18 protein-coding genes are annotated in these 16,259 nt (G+C 70.9%); 9 read left to right on the forward strand and 9 right to left on the reverse strand.

Features of this window, described 5'->3' with window-relative positions; genetic code table 11:
• Nucleotides 1-6 precede the first annotated feature (6 nt).
• Genes ACFWE1_RS06485 through ACFWE1_RS06495 form a run of 3 tightly spaced genes read right to left on the reverse strand, consistent with a single transcriptional unit; the run spans nt 7 to nt 1,317 of the window.
• A complete protein-coding gene (locus ACFWE1_RS06485; RefSeq protein WP_376932653.1) occupies nt 7-477 on the reverse strand; it encodes a hypothetical protein in 471 nt (156 codons plus the stop codon).
• Nucleotides 478-479: 2 nt separating this feature from the next.
• Nucleotides 480-830: a hypothetical protein gene (locus tag ACFWE1_RS06490; protein ID WP_189083365.1), complete on the reverse strand. Its 351-nt coding sequence runs from the start codon at nt 828-830 to the stop codon at nt 480-482.
• 31 nt (nt 831-861) lie between these two features.
• The gene (locus ACFWE1_RS06495) at nt 862-1,317 is read right to left on the reverse strand and encodes a VanZ family protein (RefSeq protein ID WP_376932654.1); all 456 of its coding nucleotides are present in this window, start codon (nt 1,315-1,317) and stop codon (nt 862-864) included.
• Between the two features lie 87 nt (nt 1,318-1,404).
• On the opposite strand from ACFWE1_RS06495, the gene ACFWE1_RS06500 reads away from it, so the two are divergent.
• From ACFWE1_RS06500 to ACFWE1_RS06540, 9 genes are all read left to right on the forward strand, one after another.
• Entirely contained in the window at nt 1,405-2,106 is a 702-nt protein-coding gene (locus ACFWE1_RS06500; RefSeq protein ID WP_376932655.1) for a response regulator transcription factor, read from the forward strand.
• A complete protein-coding gene (locus ACFWE1_RS06505) occupies nt 2,099-3,193 on the forward strand; it encodes a sensor histidine kinase (RefSeq protein ID WP_376932656.1) in 1,095 nt (364 codons plus the stop codon). The genes ACFWE1_RS06500 and ACFWE1_RS06505 overlap by 8 nt, the downstream gene beginning before the upstream one ends.
• 48 nt (nt 3,194-3,241) lie before the next feature.
• Nucleotides 3,242-3,385 carry a hypothetical protein gene (locus tag ACFWE1_RS06510; protein ID WP_376932657.1) on the forward strand — a complete coding sequence of 48 codons (144 nt, stop codon included), beginning with the start codon at nt 3,242-3,244 and terminating at the stop codon, nt 3,383-3,385.
• 140 nt (nt 3,386-3,525) lie between these two features.
• The gene (locus ACFWE1_RS06515; RefSeq protein WP_376932658.1) at nt 3,526-5,871 is read left to right on the forward strand and encodes a cell wall-binding repeat-containing protein; all 2,346 of its coding nucleotides are present in this window, start codon (nt 3,526-3,528) and stop codon (nt 5,869-5,871) included.
• A 34-nt stretch (nt 5,872-5,905) separates the two neighbouring features.
• Entirely contained in the window at nt 5,906-6,808 is a 903-nt protein-coding gene (locus ACFWE1_RS06520) for an arginase family protein (RefSeq protein ID WP_376932659.1), read from the forward strand.
• 49 nt (nt 6,809-6,857) lie between these two features.
• Nucleotides 6,858-7,487, forward strand: a complete 630-nt coding sequence (locus tag ACFWE1_RS06525) for a hypothetical protein (protein ID WP_376932660.1) — start codon at nt 6,858-6,860, stop codon at nt 7,485-7,487.
• Nucleotides 7,487-7,723 (forward strand): helix-turn-helix domain-containing protein, encoded by a 237-nt coding sequence (locus tag ACFWE1_RS06530; RefSeq protein ID WP_376932661.1) that lies wholly within the window; start codon nt 7,487-7,489, stop codon nt 7,721-7,723. The genes ACFWE1_RS06525 and ACFWE1_RS06530 overlap by 1 nt, the downstream gene beginning before the upstream one ends.
• 154 nt (nt 7,724-7,877) lie before the next feature.
• Nucleotides 7,878-8,456: an antibiotic biosynthesis monooxygenase gene (locus ACFWE1_RS06535; RefSeq protein WP_376932662.1), complete on the forward strand. Its 579-nt coding sequence runs from the start codon at nt 7,878-7,880 to the stop codon at nt 8,454-8,456.
• 56 nt (nt 8,457-8,512) lie between these two features.
• Nucleotides 8,513-9,100 carry a hypothetical protein gene (locus ACFWE1_RS06540; protein ID WP_376932663.1) on the forward strand — a complete coding sequence of 196 codons (588 nt, stop codon included), beginning with the start codon at nt 8,513-8,515 and terminating at the stop codon, nt 9,098-9,100.
• 209 nt (nt 9,101-9,309) lie between these two features.
• On the opposite strand, the gene ACFWE1_RS06545 is transcribed toward ACFWE1_RS06540, so the two are convergent.
• The 6 genes from ACFWE1_RS06545 to ACFWE1_RS06570 form a co-directional block, all read right to left on the reverse strand.
• Complete coding sequence (locus tag ACFWE1_RS06545) at nt 9,310-9,774, reverse strand: hypothetical protein (RefSeq protein ID WP_376932664.1); 465 nt, start codon at nt 9,772-9,774, stop codon at nt 9,310-9,312.
• A gap of 1,160 nt (nt 9,775-10,934) precedes the next feature.
• Nucleotides 10,935-11,528 carry a response regulator transcription factor gene (locus tag ACFWE1_RS06550; RefSeq protein WP_376932665.1) on the reverse strand — a complete coding sequence of 198 codons (594 nt, stop codon included), beginning with the start codon at nt 11,526-11,528 and terminating at the stop codon, nt 10,935-10,937.
• A gap of 147 nt (nt 11,529-11,675) precedes the next feature.
• Nucleotides 11,676-12,008 carry a hypothetical protein gene (locus tag ACFWE1_RS06555; RefSeq protein WP_376932666.1) on the reverse strand — a complete coding sequence of 111 codons (333 nt, stop codon included), beginning with the start codon at nt 12,006-12,008 and terminating at the stop codon, nt 11,676-11,678.
• 334 nt (nt 12,009-12,342) lie between these two features.
• Complete coding sequence (locus ACFWE1_RS06560; RefSeq protein WP_376932667.1) at nt 12,343-14,247, reverse strand: hypothetical protein; 1,905 nt, start codon at nt 14,245-14,247, stop codon at nt 12,343-12,345.
• Nucleotides 14,248-14,540: 293 nt separating this feature from the next.
• On the reverse strand, nt 14,541-15,200 hold the full coding sequence (locus ACFWE1_RS06565) for a DedA family protein (RefSeq protein ID WP_376932668.1): 660 nt from the start codon (nt 15,198-15,200) through the stop codon (nt 14,541-14,543).
• 133 nt (nt 15,201-15,333) lie between these two features.
• The gene (locus tag ACFWE1_RS06570; protein ID WP_376932669.1) at nt 15,334-16,116 is read right to left on the reverse strand and encodes an IclR family transcriptional regulator; all 783 of its coding nucleotides are present in this window, start codon (nt 16,114-16,116) and stop codon (nt 15,334-15,336) included.
• Nucleotides 16,117-16,259: the final 143 nt, after the last annotated feature.

The raw sequence follows: 16,259 nt of genomic DNA on the forward strand, positions 1-16,259 counted from the left end.
CCGAGGCTACCCCCGACGCTTCCGCGGCGCAGGCTCCTCCGGTGTCGTCACGGCCTGCACCACCGTGTGCGCGGCGGCGCTCTTCGCCCACTTGCGCACCCGGTCGGCCTGCTTGCGCCGCTGCTTCAGCAGGGCGGCCCGCCGCTTCGCGGCGGCCGCGGCATCCGTGATCGCCGCCCCCGGCTCGGCGGCGGCGCCTCGGTGCACCGTCGAGGGCACGACCCGGCGCGACCAGGCATCCAGTCCGGCCGTCGCCCGCGCCGCGGTCCGCGCGGCTCGGCGCGGGGCGCGCTTGCGATCCGCCTTGGCCGCGCGCCGCGTCGCCCGTGACTGGGCCACGATCGCCTCCAGCCGCTGCTTCGCCCGGCCCGGCGGCAGCCCGTCGGCCAGACGCTTCGCCTCCTTCTCGGCGGACTTCGCGTGCGCGAGCGCCGCCTTCGCGCGCCGCCGGTCGCGACGCTCGGTGACCGTCGCCATCCTCAGCCCTCCGCGTCGATCAGTTCGAGCAGCGCCCGGGCGGCGTCGCGGATGTCGTCGTGGTCGTACTGCCCCGCACGGCTCTCGAGCGAGATCACCGCGCAGCGATGCACCCGGCGGAAGTCGCCGTAGGGGAAGGAGTACGCCCCCTTCGTCTCGTCGTTCTCGTCGTCGTCCACCCCGAGGTGCCAGTGCCGGTACTCCGTCCAGCCCTCGCGCTCGACGAAGGCGTTCTCCTCGTCGGCGCTCGGCGCATCCTCGCTCCAGGCGTCGCGCTCGTCGCGCACCACCTGCCCGTCGCGCACGAGCGAGCGGGCGTGGCGCAGGGCCGTTTCGTTCAACCGGATCGTCATGAATGGACCTCCTCCCCGGTCGCCTTCTGGTCTACGTGCTCCGCGCGGACTCGACAAGGGGGTTGCGGCGGCGGCGCCCGGCCAGCAGTGTCCCGAGCAGGGCGCCCGCGGTGTTCGTGAGCACGTCGGTGAGGTCCGTGTGCCCGACCGCCAGCGCGAACTGCGCGAGCTCGAGCCCGGCGCTGAGCCCGGCCGCGGCCGCGGTGATCCGCCTCCACCCGAGGCGCGGGCGCAGCCGGGCGAGCCCGAGCCCGAAGGGCACGAACACCGCGACGTTGCCGGCGACCTCCCGCACCGCGCTCGCGCCGTACCCCTCGGCCGCGACGAAGGGCACGAGCTTCAGGCTGCGTTGCACCGGCACCGCCTCCCACGGCAGCTGCAGCTTCCACAGCACGAGCCAGACGAGCAGCACGAGGTACGCGGCGAAGAGCGCGGCGGCTGCGGCGGCGGCCCCGCGCCCGCCGGGTCGCTCGGTGACGGTGGTCATGCTCCCACCTCACGCGCGGGCGTGTTGCCTCGGCGTCTGCGCTTCCGCATACGCCCGCGATACGGCCCGCATCGTACCATCGGTGTCATGCGCGTGCTGATCGTCGAGGACGAACCCCTGATGGCCGAGGCCATCCGCACGGGACTCCGCCGGGAGGCGATCGCCGCCGACGTGGCCGGCGACGGCGACACCGCCCTCGAGCTGCTGTCGATCAACAGCTACGACCTCGCGGTGCTCGACCGCGACATCCCGGGTCCCAGCGGCGACGAGGTCGCCGCGAGCATCGTCGCCTCCGGGGTCGGGATGCCGATCCTCATGCTCACCGCCGCCGACCGCATCGACGACAAGGCCTCCGGCTTCGAGCTCGGCGCGGACGACTACCTCACGAAGCCGTTCGAGCTGCGCGAACTGGTGCTGCGACTTCGAGCGCTCGACCGCCGGCGCAGCCAGGTGCGCCCGCCCGTGCGCGAGCTCGCCGGGCTCCGGCTCGACCCCTTCCGCCGCGAGGTCTACCGCGACGGCCGCTACGTGGCGCTCACCCGCAAGCAGTTCGCCGTGCTCGAGGTGCTCGTCGCCGCGGAGGGGGGCGTGATCAGCGCCGAGGAGCTGCTCGAACGCGCCTGGGACGAGAACGCCGACCCGTTCACGAACGCCGTGCGCATCACGGTGTCCGCGCTGCGCAAGCGCCTCGGCACGCCGTGGGTGATCGCGACGGTACCGGGCGTCGGCTACCGCATCGACACCGGCGACGCGGGCGGCGGCGCGGATGCCGGGGGCGCGGGTGGCTAGGCGGCCCGGGCTCTCCGTCCGCTGGAAGCTGACCCTCAGCTACGCGGGCTTCCTGCTGCTCGCGATGCTGCTGCTGCTCGCCGTGGTCTGGCTGTTCCTGCTGCGCTACGTACCGGCCGAGGCCGCCGTCACGATGGACGGCTTCACGCCCGGCCGCGACGACCTCGTGCGCGCCTTCGCCCCGGCCGCGGCGTGGGCCCTGCTGTTCCTGCTGGCCTTCGGCCTCCTGGGCGGCTGGTTCCTCGCCGGCCGGATGCTCGCCCCGCTCGGCCGCATCACGAACGCGACCCGCAAGACCGCGGAGGGCTCGCTCTCGCACCGGATCGAGCTGGAGGGACGCAGCGACGAGTTCCGGGAGCTCGCCGACAGCTTCGACGCGATGCTCGCCCGGCTCGAGGCGCACATCGCCGAGCAGCAGCGCTTCGCCGCGAACGCCTCGCACGAGCTGCGCACGCCGCTCGCGATCACGCAGACGATGCTCGAGGTCGCCCGCGATGACCCCGGTGCCGATCAGGCGCTCGTCGAGCGACTGCGGCTCGTGAACGGTCGGGCGATCGAGCTGACCGAGGCGCTGCTGCTGCTCAGCCGGGCCGACCGGCGGGCGTTCCACCGAGACGCGGTCGACCTCTCGCTGCTCGCCGAGGAGTCGGTGGAGACGCTGCTGCCCCTCGCGGAGCGGCGCAGGGTCGCCGTCGAGGCATCCGGGGACGTCGTCACGGCCCTCGGCTCGCCCGCCCTCCTGCTGCAGCTCACCACGAACCTCGTGCACAACGCGATCGTGCACAACCTGCCCGAGGGCGGCGAGGTGACGGTCACGACGGTCGCGGCGCCGGGCCGCGCCGTGCTCGTCGTCGAGAACACCGGCCCCGCGCTCGCGCCCCACGTCGTCGCGACGCTGACCGAGCCGTTCCAGCGCGGCGCAGAGCGGATCCGCGGCGATCACGCCGGGGTCGGTCTCGGGCTCGCGATCGTGCAGAGCATCGTGACCGCGCACGACGGCGTGCTCGTCGTCGAGCCCGGCCCGCGCGGCGGCCTGCGGGTGAGTGTGCGGCTGCCGGCCGCGGTCGGCTCGCCGCCGGGACCGTAGACGCCAAGCGGGTCGTCCGGTATGTTCGACCCACCTGGAGGTGGGTCGATGGCGAGGCGGGGTTCGGGATTCTGGCGGGTCATCCGCGCCCTCTTCGCGAGCCTCGCGGCCGCACTCGACGGCCTCGGCGGCCTTCCCGCCGCCCGAGCCGAGGTGCGTCACTCGCAGCCGCGCGAGGAGTACCGGCCGTAGCCCTTCTCGGAGACCCCCGCGCGGGCGAGCCCTCCGGCTCCCCGGCGTGCGCCATGATGGACCTTCACGTCTCCTCGGGACCGGACGCCGTGATCCGGAGTCTTCGACCATCGAGCCGAGCCGAATCGAAAGGGCCTCCCATGTCCCGACCCATCAGCCGCGCCTGGATCGTCGCGGTGACGACCCTCAGCCTCTGCCTCTCCGCGACCGCTCTGCCCGCCGCGGCCACGGCCGAGGACGAACCGGCCCCCACCGAAGGCGTCTCGGTGGCCGACGCCACCGGCGGCGAGAACCCCGCCATGGGCGAGTACCCGGCGGAGGACTACCTCACCGCGGCGGCCGGGCTGCCAGACGAGCTCGCGAGCGCGATCGAGACCGACCTGGGCCTGACGCCCTCCGAGTACCTCGCCGAGGCCGACGCCGCCGTCGACGCGGGCGACGTCCTCGGCGCACTCGAGGCGAGCGGCATCTCCCCCGACGACGCGGTGCTCGACGGAACCGAGCTCCTCGTGCTCGTCGACGGCCCCGAGCAGGCGGAGGCGGTCGCCGCGGCCGGCGCGACGCCGATCTCCGAACCGGTCGCGGGCATGGGGGCCGATTTCTCGGACGTCGAGTTCGGCGCCACCGCGGACCTCGTCGGCGGTACGGGGTGGACCTACGCGCTCGGCGGCGGTATCTACAATCTCTGCTCCGTCGGCTTCAACGGCCGGGCCACCTCGAACGGCGCCCACCAGTTCGCCACCGCCGGACACTGCCTCGAGGGCCGCTCGAACGACAGCACCCCCATCCATCAACTGGTGCAGTCGAAGCCGAACACCCTCGGCGGCCTCGGCGCCCAGATCGGCACTCGAGTCCCCGGGAGCATCCAGTACGGCGGGAACGTGGACTCGGCGCGCGTCGCGGTGGCCGCGGGCTGGACGCCCCGGCCGACGGTGTCGACGTGGGGCGGCGGCAAGGGATCCCCGACGAGCGGCACCCCCGTCACGGTGCGCGGCGCGACGGCCGGCGTCGTCGGGGCGAAACTCTGCAAGTCCGGTCGTACGACGGGCTGGAGCTGCGGCACCGTGCAGGGCTTCCAGACCGTGCAGGTCGAAGGCCACAGCGTCAATTCGGTGATCGCCGATGTGTGCGCGATCCCAGGCGACAGCGGCGGCGCCGCACTGATCGGCAACTACGCCGTCGGCATCTCGTCGGGCTCGAACTCGAGCCAGACGGCGTGCGATGCGCACCCGCTCGCCGCCTTCTTCGCGATGACCTCGTCCCGCGGTCAGGACGTGCTGGAGTTCAACCGCGGCTGGGAGCTGTCGGTCGCGGTGCAGACCCCCGCGGTCCAGCTGCCCGGCTCGGGCCGGGCGTACCTCGGCACGAGCCTCACCGGCACAGTGCCCCAGGCGCCTGTCGGCACGGTGGTCTCCCTGTACCTGGACGGCTCCAGCACGCCCGCCTCCACCGCGAAGCTCAGCAAGACCGGCGGCTCGTTCGCCCTCCCCCTGACCGGCGCGGGCGCCGGGGCACACACGTGGAAGGTCGTCGCCCGCGTCGGCACATACTCGGTCTCGGCCCCGGCGAGCGGTTCCCTCACGCTCGCCCCCGCTCCATCGGTCGACCGCCTCGCCGGCCAGGACCGCTACACGACCGCGGTCGCGATCTCGCGATCCGCGTTCCCGTCGACGGCGCCGATCGCGTACATCGCCTCCGGGGTCGGCTTCGCCGACGCCCTGGCCGCTGCACCGGCTGCCGCCCGGGCCGGCGGCCCCCTGCTGCTCACGCCGGCGACGAAGCCCCCCGCTGCGCTCCTCGACGAGCTCCGGCGGCTGAAGCCCAAGCGGATCGTGGTCGTGGGCGGCACGGGTGCGGTCGCCAAGTCCGCCGCCGACGTCTTCGCGAAGATCGCCCCCGTGACCAGGCTCGGCGGTGCGGACCGCTACGCCACCAGCCGGAAGGTCGTCGACTACGCGTTCCCCGGCACCACCCCGGCCCTCTACGTCGCATCCGGTGCGAACTTTCCCGATGCGCTCGCCGCGAGCGCCGCGGCGGGCCGGTTCGATTCCCCGGTCGTGCTGAGCAACGGTCGCACCCTCGACGCGGCCACCTCGGCGCTCGTCAAGCGGCTCGGCCCAGGCAGGATCCGCGTCGCCGGAGGCGCGGGCGTCGTCTCCGACGCGGTGCTCGGCTCGCTGACGAAGCTCGCCGGCGACACCAAGCGGGTCGCCGGAGCCGACCGCTTCGGCACGGGGCTCGCGATCAGCGGGGACGCCTACGGCACCAGCCCGCGCGCCTTCGTCGCGAACGGCCTGAACTTCCCGGACGCCCTGGCGGGCGCCGCCTTCGCCGGCTCCACCGACTCGCCCTTGTTCCTGAGCCAGCAGAACTGCCTCGCGCGGGGCACGACGGCGGAGCTCCAGCGACTCGGCGTCACGCGGGTGACGCTGCTCGGCGCCGACGGGGTGCTGAGCGCGAACGTCGCCCGGCTGCGGGAGTGCTGAGCCGCCGGTCGGCCGCACGTGGCACCCTGGGTCCATGATCGCGCTCGTCGCCGCCCCGAGCAGTCTCGGCCTCCGCCCGCCGCGGCCCGGTGCGGTGCCCGGGGCGTGGCGGGCGCCCGAGGCGCTGCGCGCGGCCGGACTCTCCGAGCGCCTGCTCGCCGCCGGTGCCCGCGACGCCGGCACGGTGCCCGCCGGGCCGTATCTCGATGACGACGCGAGCCGGGCGCCCGGTCACGTACGCAATGAGGCCGCCCTGATCGAGCACTCGCGGCGGCTCGCGCAGCGGCTCGACGAGGTGCTCGACGCGGGCGACGCGCCGCTCGTCCTCGGCGGCGACTGCAGCATCCTGCTCGGAGCGGGACTCGCGCTGGCCCGCCGCGGCGGCACCGGGCTCGTGCACCTCGACGGGCACACCGACTTCCGGCATCCCGGCAACAGCGCGACGTGCGCCAGCGTCGCCGGCGAAGATCTCGCGGCCGCGGTGGGCCTGCACTGGCCCGCCATCGCCGACCTCGACGGCGCTGGACCCTACTTCGACGCGGCGCGTGCCGTGCACCTCGGCCACCGCGACGACGACGAACACGCCGACGAGGCCCGCCGCACGCTCGGGCTCGTCGTCTCCGCCGCGCAGGCGCTCGTCCAGCCGATGCCGCAGCTCGCCGAGCGCGTGCGGGCGACCGCCGGCGCCGGGTACTGGCTGCAGCTCGACGTCGATCTGCTCGACCCGAGCGTCATGCCTGCGGTCGACAGCCCCGACCCCGGCGGGCTCGACGTCGAGACGCTGACGGCCCTGCTCGCCGAGCTCGCCCCCGCGGCGATCGGCGCTTCGGTGACGGTGTTCGACCCCGAGCTCGACCCCGACGGGCGCTACGCCGGGCTGCTGACCGAGCTGGTGGTCGAGGGGTTCGGAGCGCTCGGCTCCGCCCTGCCCCGCTGACCTCAACATATCGATTTCGATTAATATCGAATATCGGTATGCTGCTGCCATGCAGACGAACACCACGCCGAACACGGCCCACGCCATCAAGCTCGCCGACCGAGTGAGTCTCTGGCTCTTCGCCGCAGCCGGGGCGGTCATCGCGACCTGGGTCACCTGGTCGGCCGTCACGCGGATCATCGAAGTGCTGCCGAATCGCGACGTCGCCGTGCTGGCCAACTTCGCGGGCACCCCCGCCGAGGCCCCCATCGGGCCCGACGGAGCGCCCGTGACCGTCGCCCTGGATCAGGCCGTCCTCACGGTCCCCGCGCTGCCGGCCGCCTCGCAGTGGGCGATCGTGATCCAGCAGCTCGTGCTCATGCTCGCGGTCATCGTCGGCGTCGCCGCGCTGGTCTGGCTCATTCGGAACGTCGCCCGCGGCGTCGTCTTCTGCCGCACCAACACCGTGCTGGTCGTCACCGCGGGGTTCGTCGGGCTCGGCGGCTTCGTCGCCGTGCCCTTCTTCGGCAACATGGCGGCGAACGGCGGGTTCGCCGTGCTCAGCGACCGCACCTTCGACAACGTGATCATGAGCGTCAACCCCTTCGCCCTCGTGCTGTGGGCGTTCGCCGTGGCCCTCCTCGGCACCGTCTTCTCGATCGGCGAACGCCTGCAGCGCGACACCGAGGGCCTCGTCTGATGGCACCGGCCGAGATCGAGGACAGCACGGACGTGCACTGCCGGCTCGACGAGCTGCTCGAGGAGCGCGGGCTGACCCTCACCAGGCTCGCCGAGATCGTCGGCGTGACGGTCGTGAACCTCAGCGTGCTGAAGAACGATCGGGCCCGGGCCATCCGCTTCTCGACGCTGCAGGCGATCTGCCGAGCGCTCGACTGCGAGATCGGGGAGCTGCTCGTGCTGCGGCCGCGGGCGTGATCAGCGACGTCGAGCGGCCGGAGCAGTCGGAGCGAAACGCCCCCGAAACGCAGGGCGGTTACACTCGCTGACGGCCACGCGACCGTCACGAGCGGTTCGTCGTCGCCCGCGCCGCCAGCGGCGCGCCACGAGAACTCACCACCCCCGAGGTCCCATGTCAGAGCCCATCACCGTGTCGATCCGCCGCGAGGTCGACCCCGCCCGCATCTCCGAGGCCACCGCCTGGGTGCAGACCGGCGTGAACCTCGCGAACAAGCATCCCGGATTCCTCGGCTCCGGCTGGGTCCGGGCCGGCGAGGACTCCCAGGTCTGGCACATGCTCTACCGCTTCACGAGCGAGGAGACGCTCGAGGCATGGGAACGTTCCCCCGAGCGCAGCTGGTGGCTCTCGATGGGCGAGGGCTTCGTGCGCAGCGAACGTTCCAAGCGCCGCACCGGGATCGAGGGATGGTTCGACGAACCCGCCACCGGATCCATCCCCGCCGTCGATGCCGAACCGATGGAGGCGCCGCCCGCCCCACCCCGCTGGAAGCAGGCCGTGACGATCTGGCTCGGCTTCTTCCCCGTGAACCTTGTGTTCTCGTACCTGATGACGCCCGTGCCTGGGTGGGGCGAGCTGCCGCTGTGGCTGCGGGTGCTCGTGACGACCCTCGTGCTCACGCCGATCATGACCTACTGGGTGCTGCCGTTCGTCACCCGTTCGCTGCGCCGCTGGCTGACGCCGCGCACCTGAATCTGGCCCTTAAGTCACATGCGAGCCGCTAGGCCCGGTGGGTAGCGTCGGGCCGCATGACGAAGAACGCACCAGGACCGCGTATCGAAATGGCCGCTCTGATTCTGGCCGGAGTCACGCTGAGTTCGGTGTCGTCCGGGTGCGTGTCGACTGCGCCCTCACCCTCGCTGACCGAGCCGGCGAGCGATGTGGTCACTGGGCTGTACCCGACCGCGATCCGTCCCGAGGTGGAGTTCAGGGGGTATGTTGCTGACGCCGACCGTCTTGCAGCACTCACCACGTGCTATGAGGCGACTGGGCTTCCGATCGCTACCGCAACCGGCACCGATGGGACGCCGCAATCCGTGAGTGTGGGCATGGAGACGGAAGAAGCCGCCCTCGCCTGGTACAGCTGCGAGTCCGCGAATCCGTCCCGCCCAACTCCTCCGGCAAACGCCGAACAACTGGCCTGGCTGTACGGCTATCTCACCGAGTTCCTCGCGCCATGCTACGAGGCGAACGGGTATGACATCCCGCCTCCGCCGTCCGAGAGCGAGTTCGTCGCGAAGTGGCCGAACCAAGGCTGGTACCCCATCATCGATGACCCCATCCCGAACCGAGAGCGTGACGCGGCGTTGAATTCAGCCTGCCCGGCCCCGGCGTAGCGACCGAGCCGAGGCGTCCGTTCCCAAAGCTCGGGAGCGGACGCCTCGAATAGCGTTAGTACTCGCAACCGAATACGTAGTCCTCCTCGACGCCGACAGACCCGCCGCGTCGCAATAGAGGGCGCTTTCCTACCTCGACCCTCGCGTCAGCGATCAGTCCACTTCGGAAACTGAGTGCACCGCACGGGGGCGACTCCACTCGATCGGGTTCACTGCGAGATACTCACGGGCGCATCGATCTCGTCGCAGCGCTTGACGATCGGATCCAGGCTCCGCGCGACGGGCGACCCGTCTCCGGTCTGCGGCGCACCCTCCACTGTCGCGAGTTCACCGATCGCCGATCTGAGCGAATCCACCGCAGGGATCAACGTCGCCTCTGAATGCATGATGCGCAGCAAACGGAGTGAGTCAGCGAGGTCACCCGCCACGATGGTGAAGCTGGAACGGTCCAACGCACCCGCCGAGTACTCAGCCGAGCCATTCTCGAGCATGGTCATCACAAGCGAAACGGAATGACACACACCGACATCGCCGGCTTCGCCCGAAGCGTTCTCCGCCCCGGCCGAGACGGCAGCTTCACGCGAAGTCGGGGGATCGACTGCTGAGCACCCGACCGTTCCGATCACCAGGGACACCAGGAGTCCCACCGCAAGGCAGGCTTTCGTCCAACTCATCCCATGCCCCATCTCTAGTAGGTCAGGCTTCCCTCGAATCGGACAACTGGGTCTGTGGAGGATTTCGGAGTGCACGCCCCATATCGCCGAGCATCCATGCTGAATCCGACCGGAGCGATGTTCGTACTGCCACTCGCAGCGTTGACAAAGGTGCCCGTGCTCGCGTTGTTGTTGAACGAAAGCGATTGAGTGAACTGGTTGCCGGTCTGAGGACTCCAGAGGCCAACGTAGATCGCCGGGGTCGTCCCGCAGTTCGGGATATCCGTTGTCCGGATCGTGATCGCGCCTGCTTTCGCGTGGTTGTACACGGGCGCGAACCAATACAGTGCGCCCGAGGATGGCATGTAGTGCGTGAATGCAGTGGTCGCGGCAGATGCCGTCTGCGCTCCAATGCCGACAAGGGCTGCAGCAAACAGAGCACCACACGCAAGGGCCCCAAGACGCTTCATTTGGCGCTCCCCTCTCGGTAGTAGGTACACGCTGCTACATCAGCTTCGAGCGCATCTGGGTCTGTCACGGCAACCATCTCCAATGCCCCGTCTTGCGTGAAAGTGCCTGGTGTTTCCAGCACCGCGGGCGGGTCGAGGGGAAGTGCAATACCGCCTGGCAGAGGGTACGCGTCGGCCGACTGAGTGCCCGCGAACCTCAGCTTGTCCCATGCGGCATTCACTCTCTCGCCCGCGATGAATCCGGGCGGCGCTTCTGCCCCGTCTGCCGCTAGTGCGGGGAGGGAAGCTCCAAGCCCCAGCGCCACAGTCGCGAGGCCAACTCCGCACATCGATCGGCGGCGTTGGCGCTTGTTCATAGCTGCTTTCTCCTTGTGCACCCGCTGCACCACTCCCGTTCGCTTCTGGCGCGAGCGCCATCAAGGCCGGCATACCCTCGGTGAGGATGCAGGCAATCCCCGCAGCTCGAAAGCTGTTTGAAGATCAGTGCGCTGCGATTCTTGGAAATTCAGCCCGCCGCGCCGCACCTAGGGATCATTCGACCCCCCTTGCACCGCGGTTGTTCTAGTTTGGGATCCCAATGATAGATTTTGGCTGTACCTTAAGGCCCATCTTTCAGGCCCGTTAAGCCCATCTTCAGATTCGCCGCGTGGCTCGGAGTTGCCCGACCTCGTGCATCACTTTCCTGGGCGTCAGGCCGGCAGCCGGGCACTCTCAGATCAGCCCGAGCGATCGTGCTCGGTTCACCGCATCGATTCGGGAGCGTGCTTCGAGCACGGTGAACACATCATTCAGATGACGCTTGACCGTGCCGGGTGCGATCGACAACTGCTGGCTGATCTCTTTGTTCGAGCGGGCAGCGGCGACCAGCAGGAGTACGTCGCGCTGGCGCGGCGTCAATTCGATGCCTTGCGTGAGACTCGCAGACGGAGCGTCACCGAATCCCCGCTCGACCGCGCGAATCAACGCAGCCGGGTCCACGTCCGGGGCGACGAGTGTCAGCCGCGGGTGCTTCACCGGGATCTTCGGGTCGGCCGTTCGAGACGAGGCGACGGCGACGACCTCAACCTCATCTGGGTGCCCGAGCAACACGTGGATGCCGGCCGTCGCGTCGCGGATCCAGCGCGATCCGAGATCGACGACCGCGACGGATCGGTACGCCTGCCCCAAGCTCCGGGTCACGACCTTCTGGTGCGCGGCGTCCACGAGACGGTCGAGTTCCACCGCTGCCAGCATCGCCCGGACTCCCGCCCTGAAGAGGCTCCTCGTGGATACGACGAGGATTTGCCGGGGTCGTGCATCGTCCATCGGGGCGCCTTCTCTGTGCAACGTCGATCCTGTGACGCTTGGCCCCCGGATACCACACGCTCACAGTGACTGTTTCCACACGACTGCTCCGCGTTACAGCGGCTCGCCAAAAATGTTCTTCAACACTCCATTTCCCCGTGGAGCGACTCACGAGCCGTGATTCAGACTGAGCAGGTACCAGTTGCAGAGCGCGGGAACCGCACCGAGCACCGCACAGACGATCCCGGACACCAGCCAGCGTCGATGAATCGCTTCGATCAGGACCATGCCGCCCAGCAGCACGACCGACGCGGTGAGGAAGATTGCAGTGACCCACAGCCAGGGGTCCTCGGCGTACTCTACGTGGTTGGTCGTAGGCCCCCCAAAGTAGTTCGTTCTCCGAATTCCAATCCTCACCATCCGCACGAACGCGAAGAGGCTCGTTGCGACGACGCCGAACCCGAAGACGGCGAACGAGGCGCGCCAGGTGACTCGGCGCACGGTCGCGGCCCCGAACGACCCCGATGCCCTCCAACGTCTCATCTGCTGCCCCATCCCCTCGGCGAACGCACGGTTACGGCGACCGTAACCACGGGCCGTGAGGCACCGGTATGGGCCGTTCGGCCCATACCGGTGGCCCCGTTCACGCCGGCGCCCCACACAACTCAGGAACATCCGGGGGATATGCGCCCCAAGGCATCCGCCGATCCGCGGAAGCGCGGGCCTCGCCGGGTGCGGCTTCCTGAGTTCTGAAGGCGCCGGGCGAGGGGAACGCGGCGCCGCGAGCGCGAAAAGGGGCCCGGCTCTCGCCGGACCCCTTCTCGAGCGGATGCCGCTACGCGCGCTTGCGGCGCAGGATCAGCTGCACGGCGAGCGCCAGGGCGCCGGCCAGCACGAGGCCGCCCGCGAGCCCGATCGCCGGGCCGCCCGTGAAGCCGGTGCTCGCGAGGCCCTGCCCGTCGCCGTCACCCGACGGGACCGGGGTGCCGGGGGTGCCGGTCGACTTGGACGACGGTGCGCAGGCGACGACGGCCGGCGGGTACTCGAGGTCGATCGAGAGCTCCGGGTTCACCTCGATGGAGGCCGAGGTGAGCGCGTGCGTCCAGCCGAAGTTCTCCTCCGTGACGACCCAGCGACCGTTGGGCAGCTGCTTCCAGCCAGGCCACGCGGTGGGGTTGCCGGCCTCGTCGATCGCGGCGCCCGGCCACAGCACGCGGCCGTCGACGGAGCCGTCCTCGCCGAGCGGGCCGAGCTCGACCCGCTCGGTGTGGGTGCCGTCGCTCAGCACAAGGTAGGCGGTGTGCCCGGTCGACTGCTGGTCGGGGTCGGTGAGCACCACGTCGAAGTCGATCCACGGCACGTTGGCCACGCAGAGCGCCGCGGCGCTGGAGCCTGCGAGGGTCGGCGGCACGCACTCGGTCTGGTCGAACTCGAACACGAAGCGCTCGGTCGTCTCGCCGCTCTCGAAGACGTGCCCCTCGGCGGCGGTGGCCACGGCGACGGCCGAACCGGTGGTGGCGTCACCCTCGATGGCCCAGCTCACCGTGTCGGTGTCGGCGGGCAGCACGATGCGGTCGTCGTCGACGCCGCAGAGGTCGACGGCGGCGGGCTTCGCCGGCACGGGCAGTTCAATCGGGCAGGGCTCGTTCGTGAACGAGAGCTCGAAGCGGCGCTCGGTCGTGCCGTCCTCGAAGACGTGGTGGCCCTTCGTCACGGCGACGGCGGTGACGGAGCCGCTCGACGGCTCGCCCTCGATGTGCCAGACCAGCTGCTCGGTCTCCTCGGGCAGCAGAACCTCGTCGCGGTCGACGTCGCAGAGGTCGACGATCTCCGGCTCGACCGGCTCGGGCACGATCACGGGGCAGGGCTCGTTCGTGAAGGTGTAGTCGTAGCGCTGCTCGGTCTTGCCGCCGGGGAACTCGTAGCCCTTCTTGGCGGTCGCGACCGCGGTGGCCGCGCCGGTCTTCGGGTCGCCCTCGAGCTTCCACGTCACGGTGTCGCTGTCGTCGGGAAGGATGACCGCGTCGCCGTCGACGCCGCAGGCCTCCGTGGCGTCGGGTTTCGGCGGCACCGGGATCTCGACGATGCACGGCACGTCGGTGAACTCGAAGTCCCAGCTCTTCACGGCACTGCCGTCGCTGAACACGTAGCCGGGCTTCGCGGTCGCGGTGGCCTTGGCCTTGCCGCCGACGACCGGCGAGATCGACCAGCTCACGCCCTCGGTGGCGCGGGGCTCGACGACGTAGTCGCCGGAGGTGCCGCAGAGGTCGACGATGGACGGCTTCACGGGCACCGGGATCGACGTGGGCTCGGGGGCCTTGCAGTCGCCCTTGAGCCCCTCGATGCGGCCGTCGGAGCCCTTGCCGTAGCCGTCGGTCCAGCTCGTGTAGGCGTAGACCCAGGGGCCGCCACCCTTCGTGGTGCCGGGCAGGCTCTCGGTGCCGAGCGTCAGGGTGGTGTTGCCCTTCGAGGTGATCGGCCCGCGGTCCATGCCGTTCGCGTTCGTCGGCGTGCCCTGGAACGAGGTGGTGCCGACGCGCCACTTCGTGGTGCCGGTGAGGGTGCTGCCGACGTTCGTGAGCTTCAGCGTGTAGGTCACGTCGTACTGGCCGGTCGTGGTGTTGCAGACGGCACTGGCGAGCAGGTCGCCCGTGTGCGCGCTCGCTGGCGCCGCAGCACCGACGACGGCGAGGCCGGCGCCGAGCGCGAAGGCGGCGATCGCCGCGAGGACGCGCCGCATGGGGCGTTGACGGGAATTGGGCAGCGCGGTGCGCGCACCGGTTCTCTTCATCGGGTCGGGATCTCCATGGGTCCTCGGCGTGAGGCGGACCCGATGCGGAAGCGCGCGGGTACGGCTTCGCACGGCCGCGCCGCGCGAGTCAGGCGCGACGAGGCCAGGGAGGTTCGGGTGGATCGGGTACTGCGTTCGGGTCCGCAACGTGCCCGGGGGCACGAAGACCAAGCATGACGGGCCCATCCGTTTCGTGTCCACACTTTGGAGGACATGTGGACAAAATCACCCCCAAACAGGGGTCAGTCGTCGCCGGAGCTCCGATTCACTCGGCGAGCCTCTCGGATGCGCCGCACGACGAGCACGACGAGCGCCGCGACGATGGCCGTGTAGACGACGAGATCCAGGTACTCGAGCCACTGCTCGAGGAGGTGGTGCTGCGTGCCGAGCGCCGCGCCGACCCCGATCAGCAGCGTGTTCCAGAGGCCCGAGCCGAGCACGGTGAACAGTGAGAAGACGACGAGGGGCATGCGGTCGGCGCCCGCGGGGAGCGAGATGAGGCTGCGCACGCCGGGGATGAGCCGGCCGATCAGCACCGACCACTTGCCGAAGCGGTGGAACCACTCAGCGCCGCGCTCGAGATCCGACAGGCTCACGAGGCGCGTCCAGGCGATCCAGCGGATGGCCCGCTCGAGGCCGATCGCCGCGCCGAGGGCGTAGAGCACGAGCGCGCCCGCGAGGGACGCCGCCGTGCTCCAGACGATGAGCCAGCCGAGGTTGAGGTCGCCGGCCTGGCTGAGGTAGCCCGCGAACGGGAGGATCACTTCGCTCGGGATCGGCGGGATCAGCACCTCGAGGAAGACGAGCACGCCGACGCCGACGTCGCCGAGGGTGTTCAGCACGTCGGCGGCGAATCCGGTGAGCCCGGTGAATCCGTGGTCGTCGGTCGTCAGGGCGGTCATGGCGGCTCCCGTCGTCGTGATCGTGCCCGGCGTTCGGCCACGCTACGCGGCGCGGATGAACGCGGGCTGAGATCGGGCGCCGGGCGCCGGGCGCGGGGCGCCCAGGCGACGGCGCCGGGTGCCGGATGCCTCGTCAGCGCGCGCGGGCGGCGCCGATCCGCCGGCCGAGCTCGTCGGCCGCGGCCCGCACCGCGCTCGCGATCTCCGCCGCGGGCCGCGTGCGCGGCGAGTCATCCGGATAGGTCACCGCGATGGCCGCAGCGGGCCACCCGACGTGGTCGAGCACCGCGACGCCGACCGAGGCGAGCCCCGGGGTGACCTCGCCGGCCTCGGCCGCCCAGCCGGTCTCGCGCACCTCGTGCAGCACCTGCTTCAGCCGCGAGGAACGCCATTCGCCCGCGGCGTCCGGGTCGCCGCGCCAGGCGAAAGCCGCGCGGTCCGGATAGAGCGCGCGGAGCTGCGCGGGCGGCAGCGCGGCGAGCATCGCCCGCCCGGTCGCGGTGAGGTGGGCGGGCAGCCGCACGCCCACGTCGGTGACGAGCGACGGCCGGCGCGGCGCGCGCTCCTCGACGAGGTAGAGCACGTCCCGCCCGTGCAGCACGGCGAGGTGCCCGCTCTCGCCGAGCCGGTCGACGAGGCCGGCGACGAGCGGCCCGCCGAGGCGCGCGAGCGGCTGCTGCCGGCTGAAGCCGCTCGAGAGCTCGAACGCGGCGACGCCGAGCCCGTAGCGGCGCTCCTCGGGCAGGTGCACGACGAAGCCGCGCTCCTGCATGACCGCGAGCAGGTGGTAGACGGTCGATCGGGGCAGCTCGAGGGCGGCCGCGATCGTCGCGGCCGGTACGGGACCGCGCTGGTGCGCCAGGTGGCTGAGGATCGCGAGCGTCTGATCCGCCGCGGGCACCTTCGCCTTCGCCATCCGTCGTCCTCCCCACCCGCATCTCGACTTGCCCAACTTTCATGAAAGTCGGGCAAGTCGGGGTTTGGAGGCGAGCGTAGCGCGCTTCGTCTGGGATTGCAGACGGATGCCTCCTCCGGCCGCTCCCGCCGAGGTGCCCGAGC

It is taken from the genome of Agromyces sp. NPDC060279, assembly GCF_042726785.1.
Lineage (GTDB): Bacteria > Actinomycetota > Actinomycetes > Actinomycetales > Microbacteriaceae > Agromyces.